The following is a 20,697-nucleotide window of genomic DNA, read 5'->3' on the forward strand; positions in this document are numbered from 1 at the left end:
CTATCTGGAAAAACATAAAAGATAGAGAAATCCGACTTTGAATTCATTCAAAGTCGGATTTCTCACGAATTGAAGCTAGTTATGTCCCAGCCTCACTTTAATGAAATTCTTTGAAAGTAAGTTTGATTCTTTACTCCCCACAATCTTATGGCTATCCTCGATTTTTATTAACTCTAAACTATCTTCCCTTCCTTTAAAATAGACACGCTTCCAAAATACAAGCCATTTTCTTCAATAGGATTTTGATTATTTCTACTTAATTTTGCTTATCCTTATAAAGATATGAATTCTTTATTTCAGTGTAACTGGAGGTGCCTAACATAAAGTACTCACTATTTTTACTTCTATCAGTTTTACTCATTCTTTTGTTAGGTGGTTGTTGGAGTAAACGAGAGTTAAATGAATTAGCAATTGTTGCTGCTGTAGGTGTTGATCGAGTAAATGAGCAATATGAAATCTCCGTACAGATTGTAAATCCTGGACAAGTAGCATCGAAAAAAGGGACAAGTCAATCTCCCGTCATCACTTATCATGCTACAGGAAAATCTTTATTTGAGTCTATAAGGAAGCTGACCACTTTAACGCCAAGAAAGCCCTACTATGCACATGCTCAAATTATCATTATTGGAGAAGAATTGGCTGAGGAGGGCATGAATAATATATTGGATTTATTTCAAAGGGACGCTGAGGGTAGAAGTGAGTTCAATATTTTAATTGCCCGCGATACAACGGCAAAAGAGATATTAAGTATTTTAACTCCCTTAGAAGATGTCCCTGCTAAAAATATGCTAAATGCACTAAAGAGTTCAGAAAAAGCATTAGGGTCAACAGACTCTGTTATTTTAGACGATTTAATCAATTCATTAAGCGGTAAAGGAAATAGTGCCGTTTTATCAACGATTGAATTGCACGGAGACAGCGTAATCGGGAATAATCAATCAAATGTAGAGCGAATACAAAATCCTGCAATACTACAATTTGGTGATTTAGCTTTATTTAAGGACTATAAACTAATAGGCTTTTTAACAATGGAGGAAAGCAAAAGTTATAATTATATGAATAACCACATTAAAAGTACGTTTGAAATATTGGCCTGCCCTGAAAAAGGAAAGCTCACTACTGAAGTAACAAATTCAAAAGCTAAAATAACAGGAAGAGTACAGCATGGTCATCCTAAAATTAATATACACCTAATTGTTGAGCAAAATGTTGCAGATGTAAATTGTACGATTGATCTAACCAAACCACAAAACATTACCGCCTTGAATAAAGCAACAAGTGAATCAATTAAGAACAGGTTAGACCACACACTCGATACACTGCAAAAAACATACAAAGTAGATGCTCTGCAATTCGGTGAGATCCTCTATCGTCAGGATTATAAGGGATGGAACAAAATCAAAGATAATTGGACATCCTTATTTCCTAATATAGATGTCAAAGTACAAGTCACTGTGAAAACTCAAGGGATTGGCACTAGTTTAAATAAAGATTTACAAAAATCTAATTAAAGCTATTTTTAAAAAGTACCGATGTAAAAAAATCCGCTTCGCTATGCAAACATATTGCGAAGCGGCAACAATGAACCAAAGAGTGAAAATTAATATCCATACTTTTAAGATTGAAAATTATTGATCACTATACCTAAACGTTTTTATAGAAATTAATAATGTGAAAGCAAGGCATAGTGATAAAAGCAGTAAGGATTCCCCCCAAACACCAAAATTATTTTGAAATGCACCTTGAATTCCTCTCAAAAACCATTCGAATGGATTTATCCTACTAATAAACTGTACAATACTCGGCGCCTTTTCCATTGTAAAAAATGCATTACTGCATAATAGCATTGGCAACATCATGACATTTGCTGTCATACTTAAATGTCCTTCATTTTTTACAAGACTAGATACAAAAAGGCTTAAAAACACAAAAGCTAATGAAGCAACTAATATAACGGGTGTCATATAAAAAAGTGAGCTAAAGGCAAAAGTTAGTTGATGAATTACTAAAGAAAATAAAAGAACGATGTAGGATAGGATAATGGCAATTAATGCCCATGAGCTTGAGACACTGACAATATATTTCCATAAGGGAAGCGGTGTTGCATGTAATAAATGATATACGCCTCTCCTTCTTTGTGATAATGCAATAAATGCAGTCGTCATAAATGTGTAAAAAAACACACTTACAGCAATCATTCCCTCTGTATAATTCCCTGCTATGCTTGGTAAGAAAATTTTTAAAGCAATGATAGCAGTACATGGCATAAATATAGACCAAAACAGTAAATACATATCTTTTATGCTGGATTTAAGATTCAAAAAGAAAATCGTTTTCATTCTATCGCCCCTCACTTCGTTAATTCAAAAAATAATTCTTCTAAATGATGCGCTTGGTATTTTTCCATTAAATAACTGAAAGAACCATTTGCAATGATGCTCCCCTGATGCATCATTAAAATCCTGTCAGCTACATTCATGACCTCCAACATATCATGAGACGAAAATAACACAGTAACGCCTTGCTCTTTTAGTTTTTTAATGATTTGTTGAATTTCCTTCTGCCCTCTTGGGTCTAATCCTGCGGAGGGTTCATCTAAAATGACTAGTTTGGGATTGTGTAGGGTTGTCACAATGATTGCTAGTCTTTTCTGCTGTCCTAATGATAGTTTTATAGCTGGCGTTTTTTTTACTTGCAATAAATCAAAGGCAGAGAGTTTTTCATCCATTGCTTTACTGGAAAGTGATATTCCGTAGAATGCGGCAAATAATTTGATATTATCCTCCACTGAGTAACCCTCAAAGAATGGGGTTGATTGGAGCTGGGTTCCTATCTCCTTTTTAAAATCAGATTGCCAATATTCTATTGTTCCACTATCTTGCGGCACAATACCAAGAAGCATGCTGATTGTTGTTGTTTTTCCAGCACCATTTGAGCCTATAAGTGCAACAATTTCACCTTCTTCAATATCAAAATTTATATGGTTGACAACACATCTTGTTTTATAGAATTTTGTTAATTGATTTGCAGAAATTAACTTTGTCATAAATTCTCTCCTTAATTAACATTGTATATTCAACTTTGAATATATGGGTAATTTTTAACTCCCTCATTTGAGAGAGTTTTCTTTTTCCATGATATCAATAGCCTGAATGATAAATTTTAATTGAACATTTACAATTTCTAGCATATGATCAAATGCCAGTTGAGTTAGTGCTGGTATTTCACCATGCATCGCAAGCTGTTTTGCCTCATATCCTACTTGAATTGCCTTTTCTTCCTTTTCTAAAATCTTTTTTTGCTTCTCTAAAGCTTCTATCGCTCTTGTTATAGGAAGTTTAAATGCAAACGATATCCCTGAATATAGTGTTGTTGGATACACTACAGAAGATTTTTCAAGAGCCTCAATAATCAATTCTTGCTCATATTCTTTTCCTTTGTCAGTAATTTGGTAGATTGCCTTTTGCCTATGACCTGTTGATTCAATGCTAGCTACCTCTATATATCCATCTTTTTCAAGCTTTTTTAAAGCATTATAGATAGAGCCAATTAGCACTCCACCCCAACGCTCCGCATCACTCAATTCAAGCATTGTTTTAATATCATAGCCAGTCATAGGTTTTAGTCCTAACATTGCAAGCACTAATAATTTTGTCATAATAATCACCTTTTTATATTCAACGTTGAATAAATTGAATATAACGATTTTTCATTTTTATGTCAATAGGCTTTTTATCAAAAGATTGCAGCTGATGAAGCGAAAAGTACCGACACCGCTGCTAATTTATATTGATATCATATTATTGCACCATCAGAGCATGTATCAATGAAGACTGCAGCAATAATTTCTTACTACAGTTTTATTGCAAGATCTACATACAACTCCATTATTAATTCAGAAATCTGCTATGATTTGGTAAAGCGATTTGTTCGAATTCAGTAGCCAGCTTATGCAAATTTTTTGTAAGCTCTTCACCCTTCATGGGCAACCCATGTCCTGTTAATGCAACTGAAGGCTTTAATGCCTCTAATTTTTTGATGGATTCCCAAGCAGCTGGCCAATCCGTCGTAAAATAGCGTGGAGGTCCACTTATTTCTTTTTTCTGTAGTAAAACTTTATAGAGTGATTCCTGTTTTACCGTAACAAATGCATCGCCAGCAATCAATACTCGATCATCCTCACGAAACAAGGAAATATGCCCTGGTGTATGACCTGGCGTGTGAATCCAGCGAAAACCATGCATAAATGGTACACTACCATCCAATGGAAGCTGTTCAATATTATCTCCTAAATTGATGGCTTCATTTGGAAAAATGGATGATAACTTTGCAATTAAGCCACCATTCACGATAGGATCTGGTGCTGGGTAATTTTCTTTCCCTGTTAGAAAAGGTAATTCTAGAGCATGCGCATAGACTGGCATACCCCAGTGATCAATTAAATCAATAATTGCACCAACATGATCAAAATGTCCATGGGTTAAAATTAATGCTTTTGGTTGACAATTTGCACCGAATCTCTTCTCGGCAATAGAAATGATTTCATGAGCACTTTTTGGCATACCAGCATCAATTAAAACAAATTCCTGTTTATAAGGATCTCCATAAAGTATAATATTGACAATTTGAATCGTTTGTTGATAAAGATCAGATAGAACTTCAATACCATCTCCACTCCAAATCGAAGTTGCTGGTATATATTTATAATCCCCACCATAATTCATATCTTTTTGCATATTAAACCTACTTTCTTCATGTACTATATACCCTTATTTTCCCTTTCAACAACAAAAATATTGCAAGAAAAAAATGGATAAAAAAAACCTGTAAGACCTTAGTGGCTACTCCCACTAAAAATCGAACAGCTTCTTAAATGTTAATCTCATCTTTTTTATTGAAATTTGTGACCACCTAATAAATTACGATATTCTTAATATCTACATGCAAAATTTTTATATTTAACAATTATTTTATAAACTTTACTTAAAAGCATTTACCATTAAATTTACAGTATTTTTTAGTTGATCATTGGTTACTACTTCAAATAATTGCACATCTATTACAATATTACGTACTGATCCCCTACTATACCACGTTCTGCTACAACAATTGTTTTCACTTTGCTCACTCCCTTTCTTTTGTGTTATTCACCAGTAGATTTACATATTATTAGCACCAAAATATCCCCGAACCGTAGTTTAACTATTTATAATTCATTTGGGATAAGATCCTTTATTTCAATCAATTTTCTAAGCTTGGTCTTTTATATATTTCTGTGCGAATATCATATTCATGTGACTGTATGTACATCATGTTATCAGCTGGGATGAAGTCAGCTACACTTTGAATAAATCGTGATAAAATAGACATAAAAAACTCTATATTTACATGATATACTAAATTTGTAAGTACTAATTTCAACAAGAAAGAGGGATTTTATATGTCCAAAAACAAGCTATTTATTAAGGATGTTTCTGAAAAGGATGTAAAATTTTCCGTAATAATACCTGCTCACAACGAAGAAAAGTATATAGGGGAATGCCTAGAATCAATTGCAAAGGCTGCACAACCTTATAAAAATCAGGTTGAAGTGATTGTTGTACTAAATCGTTGTACGGATAAAACTGAGGAAATTGCTAAGTCATACAATTGTGTGACATTGGAAAATAACGATAAAAATTTATCAAAAATTAGAAATGCAGGTGCTGAACTAGCAAAAGGTGAAATCCTGATTACAATTGATGCTGATACTCGAATGACAGAACACTTGTTATTAGAAGTTGAAAAGCACTTAGCATCTAATCAATACATTGGCGGAGGCGTGAACGGAAATTTCGAAAGAATTTCCCTGGGAATAATTGTTTCAACTATGCTATTGATTGTACCTATATTGTTTAAATATGGATTTATTTCTGTAGGAATTTTTTGGTGCTATAAAAAAGACTTTCAGGCAATTAAAGGTTTTAACGTGAATATGCTTATGGCAGAGGATGCTGACTTTGCAAAGCGATTAAAACAATGGGGTAAGTCAAATGGAAAAAAATATGGGACAATTAAAAATGGAATGATGACTTCGTGCAGGCGATTTGACCATTATGGGGACTGGGTTTTACTTAAACGACCTGGTATGATTTTAGCTTATTTAAGGGGCAATAATCAGAAGGCTGCTAATGAAGCTTATTATGACGATCAAGCAAGATAATAATAAAGTAAACTCAATTGCTTATTATTATAGATAATAAAACAGATAACTATATGGGTTGTCTGTTTTTTTTATGTATTTTTCTCTCCAGATTCTAAACAGAAATAAAAATTAGATAAATGCATCGATTTTTTCAATTTCAAACGAGCTGTCACTCAATCTCTACTAGAAAAAGCGATAAACCCATTTGCCAATAAGCTTCCTTTAACTAAAGATGGGCGTTGGGAACAAACTGTTCTTATCGGTAAAAATGGTTACATTTTTATTCTGGTGAAATTGTATAAGAATATACTGCATATTACTAACCTAATAAAATAATAAAAATTTATATAAAAAACCCAGACTCAAGATTATTGAGTACCTGGGCTTTGGTGTATAGTTGAGGAATGGTGCATCTTAACCCTTTGTGCAGAATGGAAAAGTTGCACCTGAATTATTATATCAATTCAAGTATTGAGTCAGTATCCAACAAATGGTTTAAAAAGAAATTTAATCACATAGAATTGGATAATATACATTTTTAACTAATATTATCCAATTATTTTAAAATCTTTAATTATACTTACCTGTTCCCATTTCTTATTCTGATTACTACTAACTTAAAAATAGAAAAGATTAAGACTACCCCTTCCTAAGTGATCTTTTATGGTTTATTTAAATTAAAGCCCTCATTATCCAAACACCAAATTACTATAAATATTGGAGAATTAACTGATATAACGCTATGGAAAGTCCTAAAATACTTGCTTTCATTTTAGATGGATGATTTCTTTTACTACGAAACAAATAAAAGAAGACCACTATAAACCCTAAGGGAATCCATAGCTGAAAGATACCTTCTTTTGTACCGAGAGAAAAAATTGGAGTAATATAAGTGCTAATTAGAAAGTAAAAGAAAATCGTAAAACGTCTTGTTTCTAATTGCTTGCTCCACCTTACTAAACAGAAAATAATAATGATTACGATAATCGTAATATGTAAAGGAGGTAGAACGATAGTAACGTCCCCAAACCTGAATTCCATTCTGCATTGCCCCCCTCATAGGGCATTCACCTCATTCAGTATGGTTTAGTTTCGTCGCTACCATTATACCGAATTTTGGGAGGTGCCCATTTTTTATTGGTTTAGAACCCTTGAGATTTAAGAGATTAGAATTATGAGTTTAACTTAAATAATAAATATTTGAAAGTACTGAATAAACTAGTTTAAAGATGAATCAATCATAAATGATTCACGACCCCCTTAATAAAAACTATTGTAGAATCATAATACCTATGCACCAAAATGGAATTGGTAACAACAATTGTATAATCATACACATTGCACATATTTTTAAACTTTTCTGAGATATGAATTTATCTCTAATTAAATAATAGATATAAATAATAATATTTGATAAGGCTGCCATGATTGCTGCTCTCATATAAATATCTAGATTATCGCTGTAACCAAATAATGACCCAATGACTAATACTGAGAAATAAACAATTGTAAATAGAATACCTATAGTAATATTAAATATTGTATATGCTTTCATAGCATACCTCCTCAAAACTACTGTTCAAATTCATGAAGATGGAATTGTATAATTCCATGTGCATTGAAAGAATAGTCTAGAGCTTCTTCACCTGCAACTATTAAATCACTCAACTTGTTTATTTTCGGGAAGTTTGATTCTTCCAAGGTAACTACTTTATCATTTTTTCTTGCTTTATATAAAAACGGTCCCATTTCTTTACCAATCCATGTACCATTTAAACGTTTTCCCCCGCCACCAATTAAACTACTATACAACAATGGTGCCAAAAGGTATGTCAATATAAGCAAGCTCTACCTCTGTATCATGTGGTACTACATCTCCTGTAGCCTCTCCAGTTTGATAGATAACTGTGCCTGTTACTTTGTTATAAATTACACGATTATCGAGTTCCATATTATCCTCCTTTAAAATCTTGAATAAAAACATAGAAATGTCTGCGGATTATCTATTCTCATAGGAAATCCATTGTTAAAAGTTACTGTTACTGTATAGCTACCATTACCTAAGTTATTTACTTGCATTTTTTGTACGTAGATAGAATCTCTAATGTATCCAACTCCAACATCTAGAGAGTATCCTGCATATAATACAGAGCCTCGAGAATTACAAGCACCATTCCAAGGTTCAAAATTCATGGCTGGAGTTGTCACCGTTACTGATTGACCAGCATTCATAGATGGCAATTGAAACTGAGGGAACTCTTCTTACTTAACTCCTGTAGGTATAGCTCTAATGTTAGCTGCCATTTGAGCACCAGTAGCTGTCGGACTAGTTGGTACACCTTGGTCAGTGATTGCCGCAGCTACATTTGTTTTGACATCACTGACAGATTGCTTTAAATCTTGCATACTAGGAGACCAAGCACCCCACGTACCATCGTACATGTACCTGAACTTAAAGTCAGGATGGTTATAGCCATACGCTATCTGCAAACGTGTAGTATTTCCAAGTACACCATACCACCTATTCTCTATATACCACCAACCGCCTCCAACATTGGCATGATTGGTTGTGAAAAATTGTGTAGTTTCTGTGTCAGGGTCGGAACCTTCTCTATTAGATGCTACAGTCTAAAGGTAATAAAGTTTTTAAATTGAATGGATTTTGATTCATGATTTCCTCCTTGCCCAATTTAGTTACTCAAGATGAAAGACAAAATAAAAAGCCACTCAAAATGAATGGCATGATCACTTTTTTAACTTATATCTCTTTCTAAATTTAAAGAGCATCATTCTTTATGTGAATGATACTCCTCTAAAAACCGCTTACTTATGATACGGTTCACCGTACCAGTCCTAAGTGCGGTTTTTCCAACTATTTGTTAGTGGCACCACGATTTATTATAATCGCTCTAAATCCTGGTATTCTTTCATATAAGGACCATCCTCTGCAACATATGAATGATACAATGCCTTTACTGCGAAATTTTTCTCTAAACCCATTTCAGATTTTAGCTTTTTTAATTCATCATGCAACGCTCGATGTTCATTGATAAGCTTTAGCATAATTGATTTATTATATTTCATTATATCCGTCCTTTTTCATGTCAAAGCTCGCATTATTTGTTGAAGCTATATTACACCATTATCACTTGTAATCGCAAGAACATCCTTTGAATGACTCATACACTTCTACTTCACATACAGTACGTGATCTTGTATATTCCATTGTCATCATCCTTTCTCTCCGTATTCCTCAAGCCAATCCCCGAATGTGATGTAAGGTACAGTTCGTTTTGGCGGCTTAATTTCATCTTGTGCCTGTTTCAATGATTGAAGATACGTTTTATTAGGCAACAATTCATCTATCCGTTCTGCCAGCTTTATTTAATATCCTGGATCCTGATAATCATGTACCCTGCTAAACATTGGTTTTTTGCCTCCAAACAGAAGTAATATCTTACAGCGACAACCGTAATTCATGCCTGGATCTTTCCAGGTCTTTGGGCGCTTAGCTTTATCTCCTGCATAGTGGAAATATCCTTCCTCATCTGCGAATTGGCTATCCAGTATACGGTGTGCTTGTCGAACCTGCAAATCTCTCATTGAGGTCCACATCTTTTCAACCCCATCAACCTTGCCTTTTAATGCATCGTACATCTTATCCTGCACATAGTTGATCGTGTTATTGAACATATCTTGAAGTCGTTTAAGCCCATTGGTTCTAGCTGCTTGAGTACGCTTTTTTACTTGCTTGGATGTGACTGTAAAATCTGCCTCTGCTTTTAAATGGTCCTGAGCATCCATAAATACACTGTACACATAATCATCTTTGTGCTTATTAAATCTGAGCAAAGTCTCATACTCAATGAGATTGGACAGTGGAGTCTTGACCAAGCAATTAAATACGACACAGAAGAAAAACCGGAATTAGTATTAGGTCCCCCTAAAAATAAAAAAAGCACGTATTGTAAATGTTCCTGAAAAATTTATGGATGAAATAAAAGAACAGGTACTGGCACAGAAGAAAATGAAAATTAAATCGGAGAATGCATGGAAACCTATGAAAGATGATGACGGCAATGACATCGATTTTTTAATTACTTCGCAAAAACGTTTAGGTTACCCATTTGTACCTTCTGTATTATCTTTAACTTGGAGAAGTCACTTAAAAAAATTGGAGTTACCTGAAATTAACTTTCACGCATTAAGACATTCTTGTGCATCCTATTTATTAAGTAACAACATTAACTTTAAAATTATTTAAGAACAATTAGGACATAGTGACATTGGGTTAACTATGAACACCTACAGTCATTTAACTAAAGAGGATAAAAAAGATGCTATTGATTTATTTAATAAAATATTATAGTTTGGTCGCTTTTTGGTCGCTTCCTATTTTCAAGGTCCTCAATCTCAATTGTAATTAAACATTGTGGGGACTTAATACCAAAACCTTATTCTCTCTTTCAACAATAAAATTATTGCAAGAAAAAAACGGATAATATAAAGAAAACTGCAAGAATTTAGCGTTTTCCCCACTAAATCAAGCAGATTTCTAAAAAGATTTCAATTGTTAATTATCACTTACGAATAGCTTCAAAAGTTACCAATCCACTTTCAATAGAAGGTTTCTTGTTATGAGTATAATCCGCTGAACACGTTATATTAGAAAAACCTATATTTTTTAATATTTGTTGAAATTCTTCAATTCCATACCATTGCAATGGGAATCTCTGTAGTTCTGTATCTATTAATTTACCATTTTTCCACTTTTCATATTTTAAAACGGTAAGAGTGGTTTGATTGCTCCAATCCATCTCAATGGATTTACTTTCTAACGCTATCCCCTCGGTGTCTGATAGCTGATAATAGGAGGTAGTGACTTCTCCTGTACGCCAATGTAATGGCAGTAGCAAGTCCAATATAAGTCGCCCACCTGGAACCAAATGATGATAAATACATGTTAATGCATCAATTGCTTCCTTCGAATGCTCAATTAAACAAAATGTTCCTGTTGGCATAATCACAGCTTCATATTTGGTATTTAATGAAAAATTGCTCAAATTACCTTCATAAAGCCTTGCATGTAATCCTCTTTCTGTGCATCGTTTTCGACAAGAGGCTAGCATCTCTGGTGAATAATCAATACCATCTACATCAAAACCCGTCTCTAATAAAGGAATAAGGAAACGACCAGAACCTACCCCTGCTTCTAGTACCTTACCCTTTGTTCCCGTTAATCGATGAAGATAATATTCAATATCCCCATTTATGGAATGCCCTACTGGTTTTGTAAAATCATAAAGCTCCGTGCTTATTGGACCATAATAACTATACATTTCAATTCCTCCGATTTTATGCAGAAGAATCTAGTAAATTTTAGTTCTTCCACACCTCAAATTTGTTTGATGATAAAAAAGAGCTGACTGTCATCATAAATCCCTCGCTTTCAGTAAAATATAACAAAATTATACATTTTAATTCTACTTTAATCAATATCATATTTTAGAATATTTAATAAATAAGAGCTGCATTGTCTTAATTTTACTTCTATACTTTTATCAACCATTCAGGTTCATTTTGATTTACAATATTAGCACAAATTATCAAAAAGTAAGGTTTAATTGTCGTTAATATTATACACAGAAAGGGGCTATGATATGGATTATTTTGAAAGAATACAAAACGCTATTGAATATATTGAGGAGCATCTACAAGATGAATTAATTATTACTGATATATCAGCAAAGGCTTACTTCTCCGCATTCCATTTCCAAAGACTTTTTCAAGCTATTACTGGTTTTTCTGTTCAGCAGTATTGTCGAAATAGGCGGTTATCTGAGGCAGCCATACTATTAGAAACTACCTCCAACAACATTTTAGACATTGCAATTGCCTTTCAATATAGCTCACAGGAGGCTTTTACACGCGCTTTTGTCAATTACATTGGTATGACACCCGCAAAGTATCGCAAAGAAAAAAATGCTGTTCCCCTTCAAAGTAAACTAAACTTTATGGATTATAAAATACAGGGGGATTTCACCATGAATAAGCCTGAAATGATTTATTTACAGAAAAAGCTTATTCTTGGATTTGAATACCATACAACCTTACGAGATGAAAAATATTTTATAGATATTCCAGAATTTTATATAAATTTTAAAAATAACCTTTATTATGAGCAAATTCCACATAAACTTGCTCCAAATTTCGCTTATGGAATATCTACTAATTTTCATGATGATGGACAATTTTCCTTTATTATTGGCGAAGAAGTAACGAGCAATACGGAATCCTTGGACAATGGTCTTGTCCAGTTTGAAGTTCCTGAGGGAAAATATGCGGTATTTACCATGAATGGATCTGCAGAGGCAATTCAAAATACAAGACGTTATATTTACGGAGTTTGGCTGCCAAATTCTAATTATGAAAGAAATGAAGGCCCTGATTTTGAAATAACAGATGTAATCAATTCAGTTTATCCAGACGATATGAATATGAAAATTTATATTCCAATTAAAGCGTAATTAAGGAGAGAACATCATGAATTTAGCAATGATATTTGAAGAATTCCCAATTTTAAGCTCTACAAAGCTAGAGTTAAAAAAAATAGAAGATCGCCATTTACAGGAACTATTTGATATTTATGATAACGAAAAAGTTTTTGAGTTTTGTGGGATAATTCCAAAGCACAATCTTCAAACTGTCAGTAAAATGATTGGTCATTTTGATAGAGACTATCAGAAGAAAAGTAGAGTAAAATGGGGTATTTTCCAAAAATCTCAGAATGATACATTAGTGGGCATTATTGAAGCAATGGATTTTAATCAGAAAGTAGATATGGCAACAATCGGTTACTATTTAGCTGAGGTATATTGGGGTAAAGGCATTGCCACTGAAGCTGTAAATATACTTGTGAAATTTTTATTTGAGAAGGTTGCAATTAATCGAATACAGGCTGAAGTGATGCCCCTAAATGAACCGTCGAAAAGGGTACTACTAAAAAACGGTTTTCTCAAAGAAGGGCTATTAAGACAGGCTTCACTATGGTCTGGCAAGGGTGTAGTGGATTTAGAAATATACGGCTATCTTAAAGAGGAATATAATGCCTAAATAATCTCTTACAGACTAGAGCACTATGTGATTCTAGTCTTTTTTTATTAATAAAGCTATTTTCAACTTTTTAGTTCTTCTCCCAATTTTCAAAAAGTAAAATCTCAAAAGGTCATTGTACCAGCTCCACTATGCTTTCATATCATAGACAAATTATAGAACTGGTACCAGCAAATATTCCAACAATAAGGGAAAACAAAGTATGGAAGATGATCGCTATCTAGAGCGTATCAATTAGAATTTAGACAATCGTCATAAATTTGATAAATATTACTGTGAATCCAAAACATATTAATGTAATCATGATAAAGGCTACGATAAAGAAGACATTGAGTTTGAAGATACCGATACTTATAAAATATTATCATTTTAAGGATGTTAAGCAAAAACAGAAAAATAACAACAGGACTAATCATCATTACAAAGAAATAAATACCAACAATTACAAGGGCTGTGCTTGTCAACTTTTACAATGTCTTGGTCTGATCCTGGCACATTAGTAGACATTTTACTTGCTAAAGGTGGTAATTTTTTAAATGTTTACTTCTTGTATTTTGATGATCCAAGTAACTGTCCGTACTTCCTTCAAATAGGGCAGCCGCTATGACTATTATTATAGATTGTGAAAGAATTGAGGCTATTCGTAAAATTTAAGGCTAGCTGAATAAAAAACAGTGGGCTCTTCCAAAATTGGGAGTAGCCTTTTTAGTGTATGGTGACTTATGATAACAGTGAATATATTTAACTTCTTTCAACAATGTTTTTTGTATCGAAAGCGTAGCGGCAGATACAGAAGTCTCCCACCTCTATAGCTAGTGAGATGAATGCGAATTTAAGCTTCTTTTCAGCGGGTATCCAAACATCCGCTGAAATAGAGGAACTCAGTCTAAGAACGCCACGTCCTGTGGCAATTTATCTGTGCGAAAGCGAAGCGACAGCAACACACGACTGAGTGACCAACATCATGCTACTGACGCTACGTTAGCACTACGCTTTCGCGCAAAAAACATCTGTCGGCCCAAAGCCTCTGGCGGATGTCACAGAATCGACTTTGTGTTAATACAAAGTCGATTCCGGACGCAATTATGCCGAGGCATAATTGATATTAGATTTTGCACTTTTTGATTATAGACAGTAAAGTGTGAAATCAAAAAGATCATCTATGTACCTGCTTGCAATTCTACGAATGGAGGTCTATTAAATGGAACCGAATACTCCAAATCAAATTGTTACACAAATTGGTCTAACACTTAAAAAAACTTCGCAAGGATAGACAGTTAAACCTTCAAGAATTAGCAGCATTAACAGGTGTTAGTACACTCACGCTTGGAAATATAGAACGTGGAGAAACCAATCCTACACTTGGTGTGCTATGGAAAATTTCAACAGGACTATCACTTCCCCTTATGTCCTTATTTTCAACTGCAAGTAATGTCACGCTATCACAGGCAGGAAAAGGTCTGCGTATTGCTGGAGAGCAAAAAAATTGGGTGATCGAGCCCATTTTTCAAACAACTATTAATGGCATCGAGATGTATCGTGCCTATTTACAGCCTCACAGTCTCTATCAGCCAGAAAAACATCATCCTGATACAACTGAAATCGTTACAGTCATGAGAGGAACTATAACGATGCAAGTTAACGATATCTCGTATACATTAAATCGATACGATTCTATCAACTTTAAAGCGGATGGCATTCATACCTATATCAATAACTCAGAAAGCTTGGTCGTATTGCATATTGTTCTAAAATACGGTATTTAATCAATTACGCACTAGCGTAATTGCGTCCAGATTTTTTCGACCTCGATCGAAAGCGCCTCTTCAAAATCTGTGACATCCGCCAAGTGCTTTGGGCCAACCTGATGTTGGTCACTCAGTCGTGTGTACCTTTCGCACAGTAAAGATTTACTGAATCTAGATAAAAAAATGAACCAGTTATTCTCAGTCTATAGAGAATAACTGGTTTTAAGTTAATTAATTATTTATCATTAATCCAGCTGATTAACGTTTTATCAAAAGTTTCTGATTCTTCATACATTGGATTGTGACCACTCTTTTCAAAAATAACTTTTTTGACATTTTTGAATAGCCCATCTATTGAATCCCAAAGTGAAACAGGAGCAACTAAGTAATCATATCTACCTAATCCTATAAAAACAGGTTTTTCAACATCAGCCAATAAGTGAATCAAATTGCGTTCAGCAAATGCTACTCCCCAAAGATAATCAATGATTTGCATATTTGTATAGACGCCTTCCCACATATCTGTAGCATCAAATGTGTAATCATAGAAACTATGTGCCCCCATGCGAAGACACATATGCACAAAGCGTCTTTCAGGGTCTTTCTGAATATCATTTTCTAAAAAAGCAATATCCTGCTCAAATTGTCTTTTTCGCTCAGCATCTGCTGTTTCGTTAAAATAAGAAAAGCTTTGCTGCTGTCTTTCTTGACTATTAGTCGGTGCAGAATTCAAGAGTATAATTTTGTCTATATATTGCGGATATTTTTTAGCATAGGACAGGGCCATAAATGCATGTCCAGAATGTCCTAAAATAATGAAATTCTCTAGCTTGAGAAATTGTCTTGCAGCCTCAATATCTTCTACAATTTTATCTAAAGTATAATCCTCTTGTTTTAGTTCTTGTGGTGATTGCACAAATCCTCGGTGATCTAAAAAGTAAAATTGAAAATGCTTATAGAGATTTTCAGAGAATAAGCGAGGGTAATATACACTACTGCCAATTACCACAATTTGCTTCCCTTGTCCCTTTACACAATATGTTAAATCAAAGCCTTCACAATTGATGTTATTCATAATAATAGTACCTCTTTTCTAATTGTTTTAGAAGAGCTATCGTGAAACTCTTCCTTCTATCACTCCCTTTCCTTTTTACATTCCCGTGTCTTTTCCATTGAACGCTCAAGCATTCATACTCACCTCAAGCATTTTTTATATCTATTATACCATCTAATCAAGACAAGCTATAATAGAAATTAAGATTTGAACAAAAAATTGAAAAGGATAGATACATGGATAAATAATTAAAACACATAATAACGCTGAGAGAAAATGGGCAATTAGAAGAAGCTAATCAGCTAATGATAGCTCTCGTTAAAGAAAAACCTGAAAATGGATTGTATCATTATCATTGTGCATGGACTTATGATTCATTAGGAAAGGAAAAAGAAGCCGTCCTCACTATGAAAGAGCCATCCAATTAGGACTTGGGCATGAAGATTTAGAGGATGCTTATTTAGGACTAGGAAGAACCTATCGCACATTAGGTCAATATAAACAGTCAAAACAAATTTTAGAGCAGGCTATAAATGATTTTCCAGATGCCGAGCATTTAAAGGTTTTCTATGCTATGACGCTCTATAACTTAAAGGAACATTCAAAATCAATGGAAATTTAATTAAATACTCTCCTATCCACTTCAAAACACGAAGGCGTAAATGCATACAGCAAAGTCATTAAGTTTTATAGTGATAAACTTGATTATATTTGGGAGTAACCAAGAATGCATAAAAGATCAGGTTCCAGTTTGTAAACCTGATCTTCTTTTATTTAATTCGCAATATATGTCTTTCTTGATAAAATAGCGACAAATAAAAATGAAATTATACCACTCAGGAAAAACAAATAACTTAATGGTATTAAAAAGAAATTTCTTTCCACAATTGTTCCATCTGGCATTAATTCATCTCCAATCAATCCCTTTGTAACTAAACATAAAACCCCTAAACAAATTGGCAAAGTAGCAAATATATATTTTTTCATCCTTTATTCTCCTTTGAACTTTTATTCCTTTATTTAAATAGTAAATCAAAATTGAAATATGTTTTTAACACTTACTATTGACATAGTAACTGCATTCACATTCTAAGTCAATATTTTTTTATCGAAAAACAATAAATAAATATTGTATTCCACCTTTCGTTTAATCCATAATTTCGCAAAATAAAATAAGAACGTGCATTCCCCCTCTTTTAAGTATTTTTACGTCAATGAATTTTTTGTATTTAATTTATATGGTGCGAGTGTATATAAAAAAATAATAATTATAGTGTCGGATAATCTGTAATATTAATAAAAAATACGGCTGCTAATTAAAGCAACCGTCGTGTGAAAAAATTCACCTATTCTAATTGAATTCTACAATGCCTTAGAAGCTTGTTTAATAAGTGCTACTACCATTTTATCCATCTGTGCAAATCGATCATCCTTTGTTTGACCATTTACATAGCGATAGTAAATTTGCTGACAAATAACAGCTAATTTAAAGTAAGCAAATGTAATGTAATAATTAATAGCTGAGACATTCCGTCCACTTTTCTCTGCATAGCGCTGTATAAATTCCTGGCGCGTATAAAAGCCTGGTAAAATTGTTACTGGAGGCTCTCCAAGTGCGTATAATAGCATTTTTGGATCATCCGCATGCATCCAGTAGCTCATTGCCACACCTAGATCAGCTAATGGGTCCCCTACTGTTGTCATTTCCCAATCAAAAAGTCCAATCATTTCCGAAAAATCATTAGAAAACATAGCATTATTCAGCTTGTAATCATAATGAATAATCGTAGCTTCACTGTTAGTAGGAATATGGTTCATTAACCATGTTGTCAACGCTTCAACCTCAGCATGCTGTGCTGTTTTCGCTTTGTTATAGCGTTCAATCCAGCCCTGTACCTGTCGCTCCATAAATCCTTCTGGCTTGACTATATCCTTAAGCATCGTCTCCTGATATGGAATAGCATGAAGAGCTACAAGGGAATCAACCATTTTTTCAGATATCTGGCGTGCTAATTGCTCGCTATGCTCAATGCCCTTAGGAAAATGTGTGTCAAGCACAATCCCCTTCTTTCGTTCCATTAAGAAGAAATCACTGCCGATGATATCTCGGTCTTCAACGTAAACAAATGGCTTCGGTACAGCAGCTAAAAATGGATGCAAGGCTGATAAAATCATAAATTCACGTTTCATGTCATGCGCTTTTTTGGCGACTGGTCCATGTGGAGGTCGACGAAGAACGGCTTCAAAATCACCTACATTTAGACAATAGGTCAAATTTGAATGTCCTGCACTAAATTGTGAAATTTCAAGAATTCCTTCTGGTAAATCTGGAAATTGCTTTTTCAAAAATGACTGTAATTTCACTTCATCAAGACGTTCATTTGCCCTTACTTGTATCGTATCCATCAAAACCCTCCCTTAAATAATTGAGCTCATGCCACCATCTACAACAATAACATCTCCTGTTACATAATCTGAGGCAGCCGCCGCTAAAAATAATGCAACTCCCTTTAAATCATTCTCAGAGCCTAAACGTTTTAAGGGTGTGGCACCCATTAAATAATCTTGTCCACGTTCAATTAAAACGTTTGACATTTTTGTTGGGAAGAATCCTGGCGCAATCGCATTGACATTGACACCATATGGCCCCCATTTTACGGCTAAATCCTTTGTTAAGGTAATAACCGCCCCCTTACTCGCGTTATAGCCAATAGTATCCATAAAATCTGGTAATGTACCGCCTAGCCCTGCAATTGAGGCGATATTAATAATTTTGCCACTTTTTTGTGCCAGCATTTGTTTACCAACTGCTTGACTCATTAAAAATGTACCGTTTACATTAACATCAAATACTTTTTGCCAAGCCTCATATGGCATTTCAACAGCAGGAGTTCCCCAAGACGCTCCACTATTATTTACTAAAATATCAATATTGCCGAATGTTTCGATAGTTTTTGATACTACGTTCGCTACATCGTCTGATTTTGTTACATCGCAGGCAAGAGCTAATGTTTGTACACCTAATTTCTCAAGCTCTGCTGCTATCTCCTCACACGCCTCTACCTTTCGTGAGCACAGCACCACATTGGCACCTGCCTCTGCAAAGCCTTGTGCAATCTGAGCTCCCAGTCCACGTCCCCCACCTGTTACGATGGCCGTCTTTCCCTTCAGGCTAAATAAGTCAAGTACCGTCATTTCACCAGCTCCTCTAGTTTTTTAGCATGTTTTTTCAGCTCCAATTTAGCAATTGTATTACGATGCACCTCATCCGGTCCATCTGCTAAACGCAATGTGCGAGAATTGGCCCACTGTGCAGCGAGCGTCGTATCAGGTCCAACCCCAGCAGCACCAAATGCCTGAATCGCTCGGTCAATAACTCTTAAAGCCATATTAGGAGCAACCACTTTAATCATGGCAATTTCTGCTTTCGCTTCTTTATTACCTACTGTATCCATCATATATGCTGCTTTTAGCGTTAACAATCTTGCCTGCTCGATATCAATGCGAGACTCTGCTATCCGCTCACGCATCACACCCTGATCTGCAAGTGGTCGATGAAAGGCCCGTCGCTCTTGCACACGTACACACATTTCCTCTAATGCTCGATCAGCGGCCCCAATAAGACGCATACAATGATGGATTCGACCAGGTCCCAATCTTCCCTGTGCAATGGCAAACCCCTTACCCTCACCCCACAATATATTGTCCACAGGTACGCGAACATTCGTGAACGTTACCTCACCGTGTCCTTCTGGTGCATGGTCATAACCAAAAGCCGTTAACATGCGCTCTATTTTTACTCCAGGTGTGTCCATAGGGACGAGAATCATTGACTGTTGCTCATGGATTGGTGCTGTCGTATCTTTATGTTTTCCCATAAATATAGCGACTTTACAACGAGGATCTCCAGCCCCTGTTGTCCACCACTTATGCCCATTTAGGATATAAAAATCCCCATCACGTTCAATACTAGCCTCAATATTGGTCGCATCGCTTGAAGCAACTGCTGGTTCTGTCATTGCAAAGCAGGAACGTATTTCTCCACGTAATAATGGTTCTAGCCACTCTTTCTTCTGCTGCTCTGAGCCATAGCGCACAAGCACCTCCATATTTCCTGTATCAGGTGCATTACAGTTAAAAACTTCTGGCGCAAGTAAAGAGCGTCCCATAATTTCACATAAAGGCGCATACTCTAAATTTGTTAAGCCTGCCCCATATTCACTATCTGGCAAAAATAAATTCCATAAGCCTGCATCCTTTGCTTTTTGCTTTAACTCCTCCATAATGGGTGGAATTGCTCCCCAACGATCCTCCATTGCTTCAACCTGTGCTGCATACACTGCCTCATTTGGATAAATGTACTGCTCCATAAAATTAGTCAGCTTCGCCTGTAACTCTACTACCTTTTCACTATAAGAAAAATTCATAGAAAATCCCCCTTCAATAAAAATGAATGAATGTTCATTTTATTTCTTACATTAAATGTTACCGCTATATTTCCTGTAAATCAATCATCTATTTCAGAAAAATTTGAATGATAGAGAAAATATGGTCATTAAACAGCATTTTAGAGAGGTAGGGAAATTTTCAACTCAAAA

General features: G+C 34.7%; 25 protein-coding genes and 1 pseudogene. 8 read left to right on the top strand and 18 right to left on the bottom strand.

Annotated elements, in window-relative coordinates:
* Nucleotides 1–311 precede the first annotated feature (311 nt).
* Nucleotides 312–1,511: a Ger(x)C family spore germination protein gene (locus ACQKIM_RS22290; protein ID WP_427548228.1), complete on the top strand. Its 1,200-nt coding sequence runs from the start codon at nt 312–314 to the stop codon at nt 1,509–1,511.
* Between the two features lie 117 nt (nt 1,512–1,628).
* Here ACQKIM_RS22290 and ACQKIM_RS22295 read toward each other — a convergent pair whose 3' ends face one another.
* The 4 genes from ACQKIM_RS22295 to ACQKIM_RS22310 all read right to left on the bottom strand — a co-directional run bounded on the left by ACQKIM_RS22295 (nt 1,629) and on the right by ACQKIM_RS22310 (nt 4,736).
* Nucleotides 1,629–2,339, bottom strand: a complete 711-nt coding sequence (locus tag ACQKIM_RS22295; protein ID WP_427548230.1) for an ABC transporter permease — start codon at nt 2,337–2,339, stop codon at nt 1,629–1,631.
* Nucleotides 2,340–2,350: 11 nt separating this feature from the next.
* Nucleotides 2,351–3,046 (bottom strand): ABC transporter ATP-binding protein, encoded by a 696-nt coding sequence (locus tag ACQKIM_RS22300; protein ID WP_427548231.1) that lies wholly within the window; start codon nt 3,044–3,046, stop codon nt 2,351–2,353.
* A 63-nt stretch (nt 3,047–3,109) separates the two neighbouring features.
* Nucleotides 3,110–3,658, bottom strand: a complete 549-nt coding sequence (locus tag ACQKIM_RS22305) for a PadR family transcriptional regulator (protein WP_427548233.1) — start codon at nt 3,656–3,658, stop codon at nt 3,110–3,112.
* Nucleotides 3,659–3,890: 232 nt separating this feature from the next.
* The gene (locus tag ACQKIM_RS22310; RefSeq protein WP_427548235.1) at nt 3,891–4,736 is read right to left on the bottom strand and encodes an MBL fold metallo-hydrolase; all 846 of its coding nucleotides are present in this window, start codon (nt 4,734–4,736) and stop codon (nt 3,891–3,893) included.
* A 704-nt stretch (nt 4,737–5,440) separates the two neighbouring features.
* Here ACQKIM_RS22310 and ACQKIM_RS22315 point away from each other — a divergent pair.
* On the top strand, nt 5,441–6,202 hold the full coding sequence (locus ACQKIM_RS22315) for a glycosyltransferase (protein WP_427548237.1): 762 nt from the start codon (nt 5,441–5,443) through the stop codon (nt 6,200–6,202).
* A gap of 690 nt (nt 6,203–6,892) precedes the next feature.
* Here ACQKIM_RS22315 and ACQKIM_RS22320 read toward each other — a convergent pair.
* From ACQKIM_RS22320 to ACQKIM_RS22355, 8 genes are all read right to left on the bottom strand, one after another.
* Nucleotides 6,893–7,225: a hypothetical protein gene (locus ACQKIM_RS22320; protein WP_427548239.1), complete on the bottom strand. Its 333-nt coding sequence runs from the start codon at nt 7,223–7,225 to the stop codon at nt 6,893–6,895.
* Between the two features lie 229 nt (nt 7,226–7,454).
* Nucleotides 7,455–7,739, bottom strand: a complete 285-nt coding sequence (locus ACQKIM_RS22325) for a hypothetical protein (protein WP_427548240.1) — start codon at nt 7,737–7,739, stop codon at nt 7,455–7,457.
* Between the two features lie 17 nt (nt 7,740–7,756).
* Nucleotides 7,757–8,020 carry a hypothetical protein gene (locus tag ACQKIM_RS22330; protein WP_427548242.1) on the bottom strand — a complete coding sequence of 88 codons (264 nt, stop codon included), beginning with the start codon at nt 8,018–8,020 and terminating at the stop codon, nt 7,757–7,759.
* Nucleotides 7,989–8,135, bottom strand: a complete 147-nt coding sequence (locus tag ACQKIM_RS22335; RefSeq protein WP_427548244.1) for a hypothetical protein — start codon at nt 8,133–8,135, stop codon at nt 7,989–7,991. Before ACQKIM_RS22335 ends, ACQKIM_RS22330 begins: the two co-directional genes overlap by 32 nt.
* Before the next feature lie 11 nt (nt 8,136–8,146).
* A complete protein-coding gene (locus ACQKIM_RS22340; protein ID WP_427548245.1) occupies nt 8,147–8,425 on the bottom strand; it encodes a hypothetical protein in 279 nt (92 codons plus the stop codon).
* 21 nt (nt 8,426–8,446) lie between these two features.
* On the bottom strand, nt 8,447–8,674 hold the full coding sequence (locus tag ACQKIM_RS22345; protein ID WP_427548246.1) for a hypothetical protein: 228 nt from the start codon (nt 8,672–8,674) through the stop codon (nt 8,447–8,449).
* 408 nt (nt 8,675–9,082) lie between these two features.
* Nucleotides 9,083–9,268 (bottom strand): hypothetical protein, encoded by a 186-nt coding sequence (locus tag ACQKIM_RS22350; RefSeq protein WP_053592484.1) that lies wholly within the window; start codon nt 9,266–9,268, stop codon nt 9,083–9,085.
* Nucleotides 9,269–9,568: 300 nt separating this feature from the next.
* Nucleotides 9,569–10,036: a hypothetical protein gene (locus tag ACQKIM_RS22355; RefSeq protein WP_427548248.1), complete on the bottom strand. Its 468-nt coding sequence runs from the start codon at nt 10,034–10,036 to the stop codon at nt 9,569–9,571.
* Between the two features lie 97 nt (nt 10,037–10,133).
* On the opposite strand from ACQKIM_RS22355, the gene ACQKIM_RS22360 reads away from it, so the two are divergent.
* On the top strand, nt 10,134–10,448 hold the full coding sequence (locus tag ACQKIM_RS22360; RefSeq protein WP_427548289.1) for a tyrosine-type recombinase/integrase: 315 nt from the start codon (nt 10,134–10,136) through the stop codon (nt 10,446–10,448).
* 316 nt (nt 10,449–10,764) lie between these two features.
* On the opposite strand, the gene ACQKIM_RS22365 is transcribed toward ACQKIM_RS22360, so the two are convergent.
* Nucleotides 10,765–11,523, bottom strand: coding sequence for a class I SAM-dependent methyltransferase (locus tag ACQKIM_RS22365; protein WP_427548249.1), 759 nt, complete (start codon nt 11,521–11,523; stop codon nt 10,765–10,767).
* Nucleotides 11,524–11,844: 321 nt separating this feature from the next.
* On the opposite strand from ACQKIM_RS22365, the gene ACQKIM_RS22370 reads away from it, so the two are divergent.
* From ACQKIM_RS22370 to ACQKIM_RS22385, 4 genes are all read left to right on the top strand, one after another.
* A complete protein-coding gene (locus ACQKIM_RS22370; RefSeq protein ID WP_427548251.1) occupies nt 11,845–12,711 on the top strand; it encodes an AraC family transcriptional regulator in 867 nt (288 codons plus the stop codon).
* A 16-nt stretch (nt 12,712–12,727) separates the two neighbouring features.
* Complete coding sequence (locus ACQKIM_RS22375; RefSeq protein WP_427548253.1) at nt 12,728–13,297, top strand: GNAT family N-acetyltransferase; 570 nt, start codon at nt 12,728–12,730, stop codon at nt 13,295–13,297.
* Between the two features lie 457 nt (nt 13,298–13,754).
* Nucleotides 13,755–13,904, top strand: a complete 150-nt coding sequence (locus tag ACQKIM_RS22380) for a hypothetical protein (RefSeq protein ID WP_427548255.1) — start codon at nt 13,755–13,757, stop codon at nt 13,902–13,904.
* Between the two features lie 799 nt (nt 13,905–14,703).
* Nucleotides 14,704–15,063, top strand: coding sequence for a cupin domain-containing protein (locus tag ACQKIM_RS22385; protein ID WP_427548256.1), 360 nt, complete (start codon nt 14,704–14,706; stop codon nt 15,061–15,063).
* 217 nt (nt 15,064–15,280) lie between these two features.
* Here ACQKIM_RS22385 and ACQKIM_RS22390 read toward each other — a convergent pair whose 3' ends face one another.
* Nucleotides 15,281–16,120 carry an alpha/beta hydrolase gene (locus ACQKIM_RS22390; protein WP_427548258.1) on the bottom strand — a complete coding sequence of 280 codons (840 nt, stop codon included), beginning with the start codon at nt 16,118–16,120 and terminating at the stop codon, nt 15,281–15,283.
* A 236-nt stretch (nt 16,121–16,356) separates the two neighbouring features.
* On the opposite strand from ACQKIM_RS22390, the pseudogene ACQKIM_RS22395 reads away from it, so the two are divergent.
* Nucleotides 16,357–16,820 (top strand): annotated as a pseudogene (locus ACQKIM_RS22395) (tetratricopeptide repeat protein).
* Nucleotides 16,821–16,873: 53 nt separating this feature from the next.
* Here ACQKIM_RS22395 and ACQKIM_RS22400 read toward each other — a convergent pair.
* The 4 genes from ACQKIM_RS22400 to ACQKIM_RS22415 all read right to left on the bottom strand — a co-directional run bounded on the left by ACQKIM_RS22400 (nt 16,874) and on the right by ACQKIM_RS22415 (nt 20,526).
* On the bottom strand, nt 16,874–17,086 hold the full coding sequence (locus ACQKIM_RS22400) for a DUF3955 domain-containing protein (RefSeq protein ID WP_427548259.1): 213 nt from the start codon (nt 17,084–17,086) through the stop codon (nt 16,874–16,876).
* Nucleotides 17,087–17,461: 375 nt separating this feature from the next.
* Complete coding sequence (locus ACQKIM_RS22405) at nt 17,462–18,505, bottom strand: phosphotransferase family protein (protein ID WP_427548261.1); 1,044 nt, start codon at nt 18,503–18,505, stop codon at nt 17,462–17,464.
* A gap of 12 nt (nt 18,506–18,517) precedes the next feature.
* Nucleotides 18,518–19,294 carry an SDR family oxidoreductase gene (locus tag ACQKIM_RS22410; protein ID WP_427548263.1) on the bottom strand — a complete coding sequence of 259 codons (777 nt, stop codon included), beginning with the start codon at nt 19,292–19,294 and terminating at the stop codon, nt 18,518–18,520.
* Nucleotides 19,291–20,526, bottom strand: a complete 1,236-nt coding sequence (locus tag ACQKIM_RS22415) for an acyl-CoA dehydrogenase family protein (protein WP_427548265.1) — start codon at nt 20,524–20,526, stop codon at nt 19,291–19,293. Before ACQKIM_RS22415 ends, ACQKIM_RS22410 begins: the two co-directional genes overlap by 4 nt.
* Between the last annotated feature and the right edge of the window lie 171 nt (nt 20,527–20,697).

The sequence above is a fragment of the Lysinibacillus sp. NPDC047702 genome, assembly GCF_050272555.1.
Lineage (GTDB): Bacteria > Bacillota > Bacilli > Bacillales_A > Planococcaceae > Lysinibacillus.

Coding starts and splice junctions, on each gene's coding strand:
- ACQKIM_RS22335 (WP_427548244.1), bottom strand. CDS start 8,135: ATGGAACTCGATAATCGTGTAATTTATAACAAAGTAACAGGCACAGTT.
- ACQKIM_RS22410 (WP_427548263.1), bottom strand. CDS start 19,294: ATGACGGTACTTGACTTATTTAGCCTGAAGGGAAAGACGGCCATCGTA.
- ACQKIM_RS22415 (WP_427548265.1), bottom strand. CDS start 20,526: ATGAATTTTTCTTATAGTGAAAAGGTAGTAGAGTTACAGGCGAAGCTG.
- ACQKIM_RS22350 (WP_053592484.1), bottom strand. CDS start 9,268: ATGAAATATAATAAATCAATTATGCTAAAGCTTATCAATGAACATCGA.
- ACQKIM_RS22365 (WP_427548249.1), bottom strand. CDS start 11,523: ATGTATAGTTATTATGGTCCAATAAGCACGGAGCTTTATGATTTTACA.
- ACQKIM_RS22305 (WP_427548233.1), bottom strand. CDS start 3,658: ATGACAAAATTATTAGTGCTTGCAATGTTAGGACTAAAACCTATGACT.
- ACQKIM_RS22400 (WP_427548259.1), bottom strand. CDS start 17,086: ATGAAAAAATATATATTTGCTACTTTGCCAATTTGTTTAGGGGTTTTA.
- ACQKIM_RS22315 (WP_427548237.1), top strand. CDS start 5,441: ATGTCCAAAAACAAGCTATTTATTAAGGATGTTTCTGAAAAGGATGTA.
- ACQKIM_RS22320 (WP_427548239.1), bottom strand. CDS start 7,225: ATGGAATTCAGGTTTGGGGACGTTACTATCGTTCTACCTCCTTTACAT.
- ACQKIM_RS22405 (WP_427548261.1), bottom strand. CDS start 18,505: ATGGATACGATACAAGTAAGGGCAAATGAACGTCTTGATGAAGTGAAA.
- ACQKIM_RS22295 (WP_427548230.1), bottom strand. CDS start 2,339: ATGAAAACGATTTTCTTTTTGAATCTTAAATCCAGCATAAAAGATATG.
- ACQKIM_RS22370 (WP_427548251.1), top strand. CDS start 11,845: ATGGATTATTTTGAAAGAATACAAAACGCTATTGAATATATTGAGGAG.
- ACQKIM_RS22390 (WP_427548258.1), bottom strand. CDS start 16,120: ATGAATAACATCAATTGTGAAGGCTTTGATTTAACATATTGTGTAAAG.
- ACQKIM_RS22310 (WP_427548235.1), bottom strand. CDS start 4,736: ATGCAAAAAGATATGAATTATGGTGGGGATTATAAATATATACCAGCA.
- ACQKIM_RS22385 (WP_427548256.1), top strand. CDS start 14,704: ATGTCCTTATTTTCAACTGCAAGTAATGTCACGCTATCACAGGCAGGA.
- ACQKIM_RS22325 (WP_427548240.1), bottom strand. CDS start 7,739: ATGAAAGCATATACAATATTTAATATTACTATAGGTATTCTATTTACA.
- ACQKIM_RS22375 (WP_427548253.1), top strand. CDS start 12,728: ATGAATTTAGCAATGATATTTGAAGAATTCCCAATTTTAAGCTCTACA.
- ACQKIM_RS22300 (WP_427548231.1), bottom strand. CDS start 3,046: ATGACAAAGTTAATTTCTGCAAATCAATTAACAAAATTCTATAAAACA.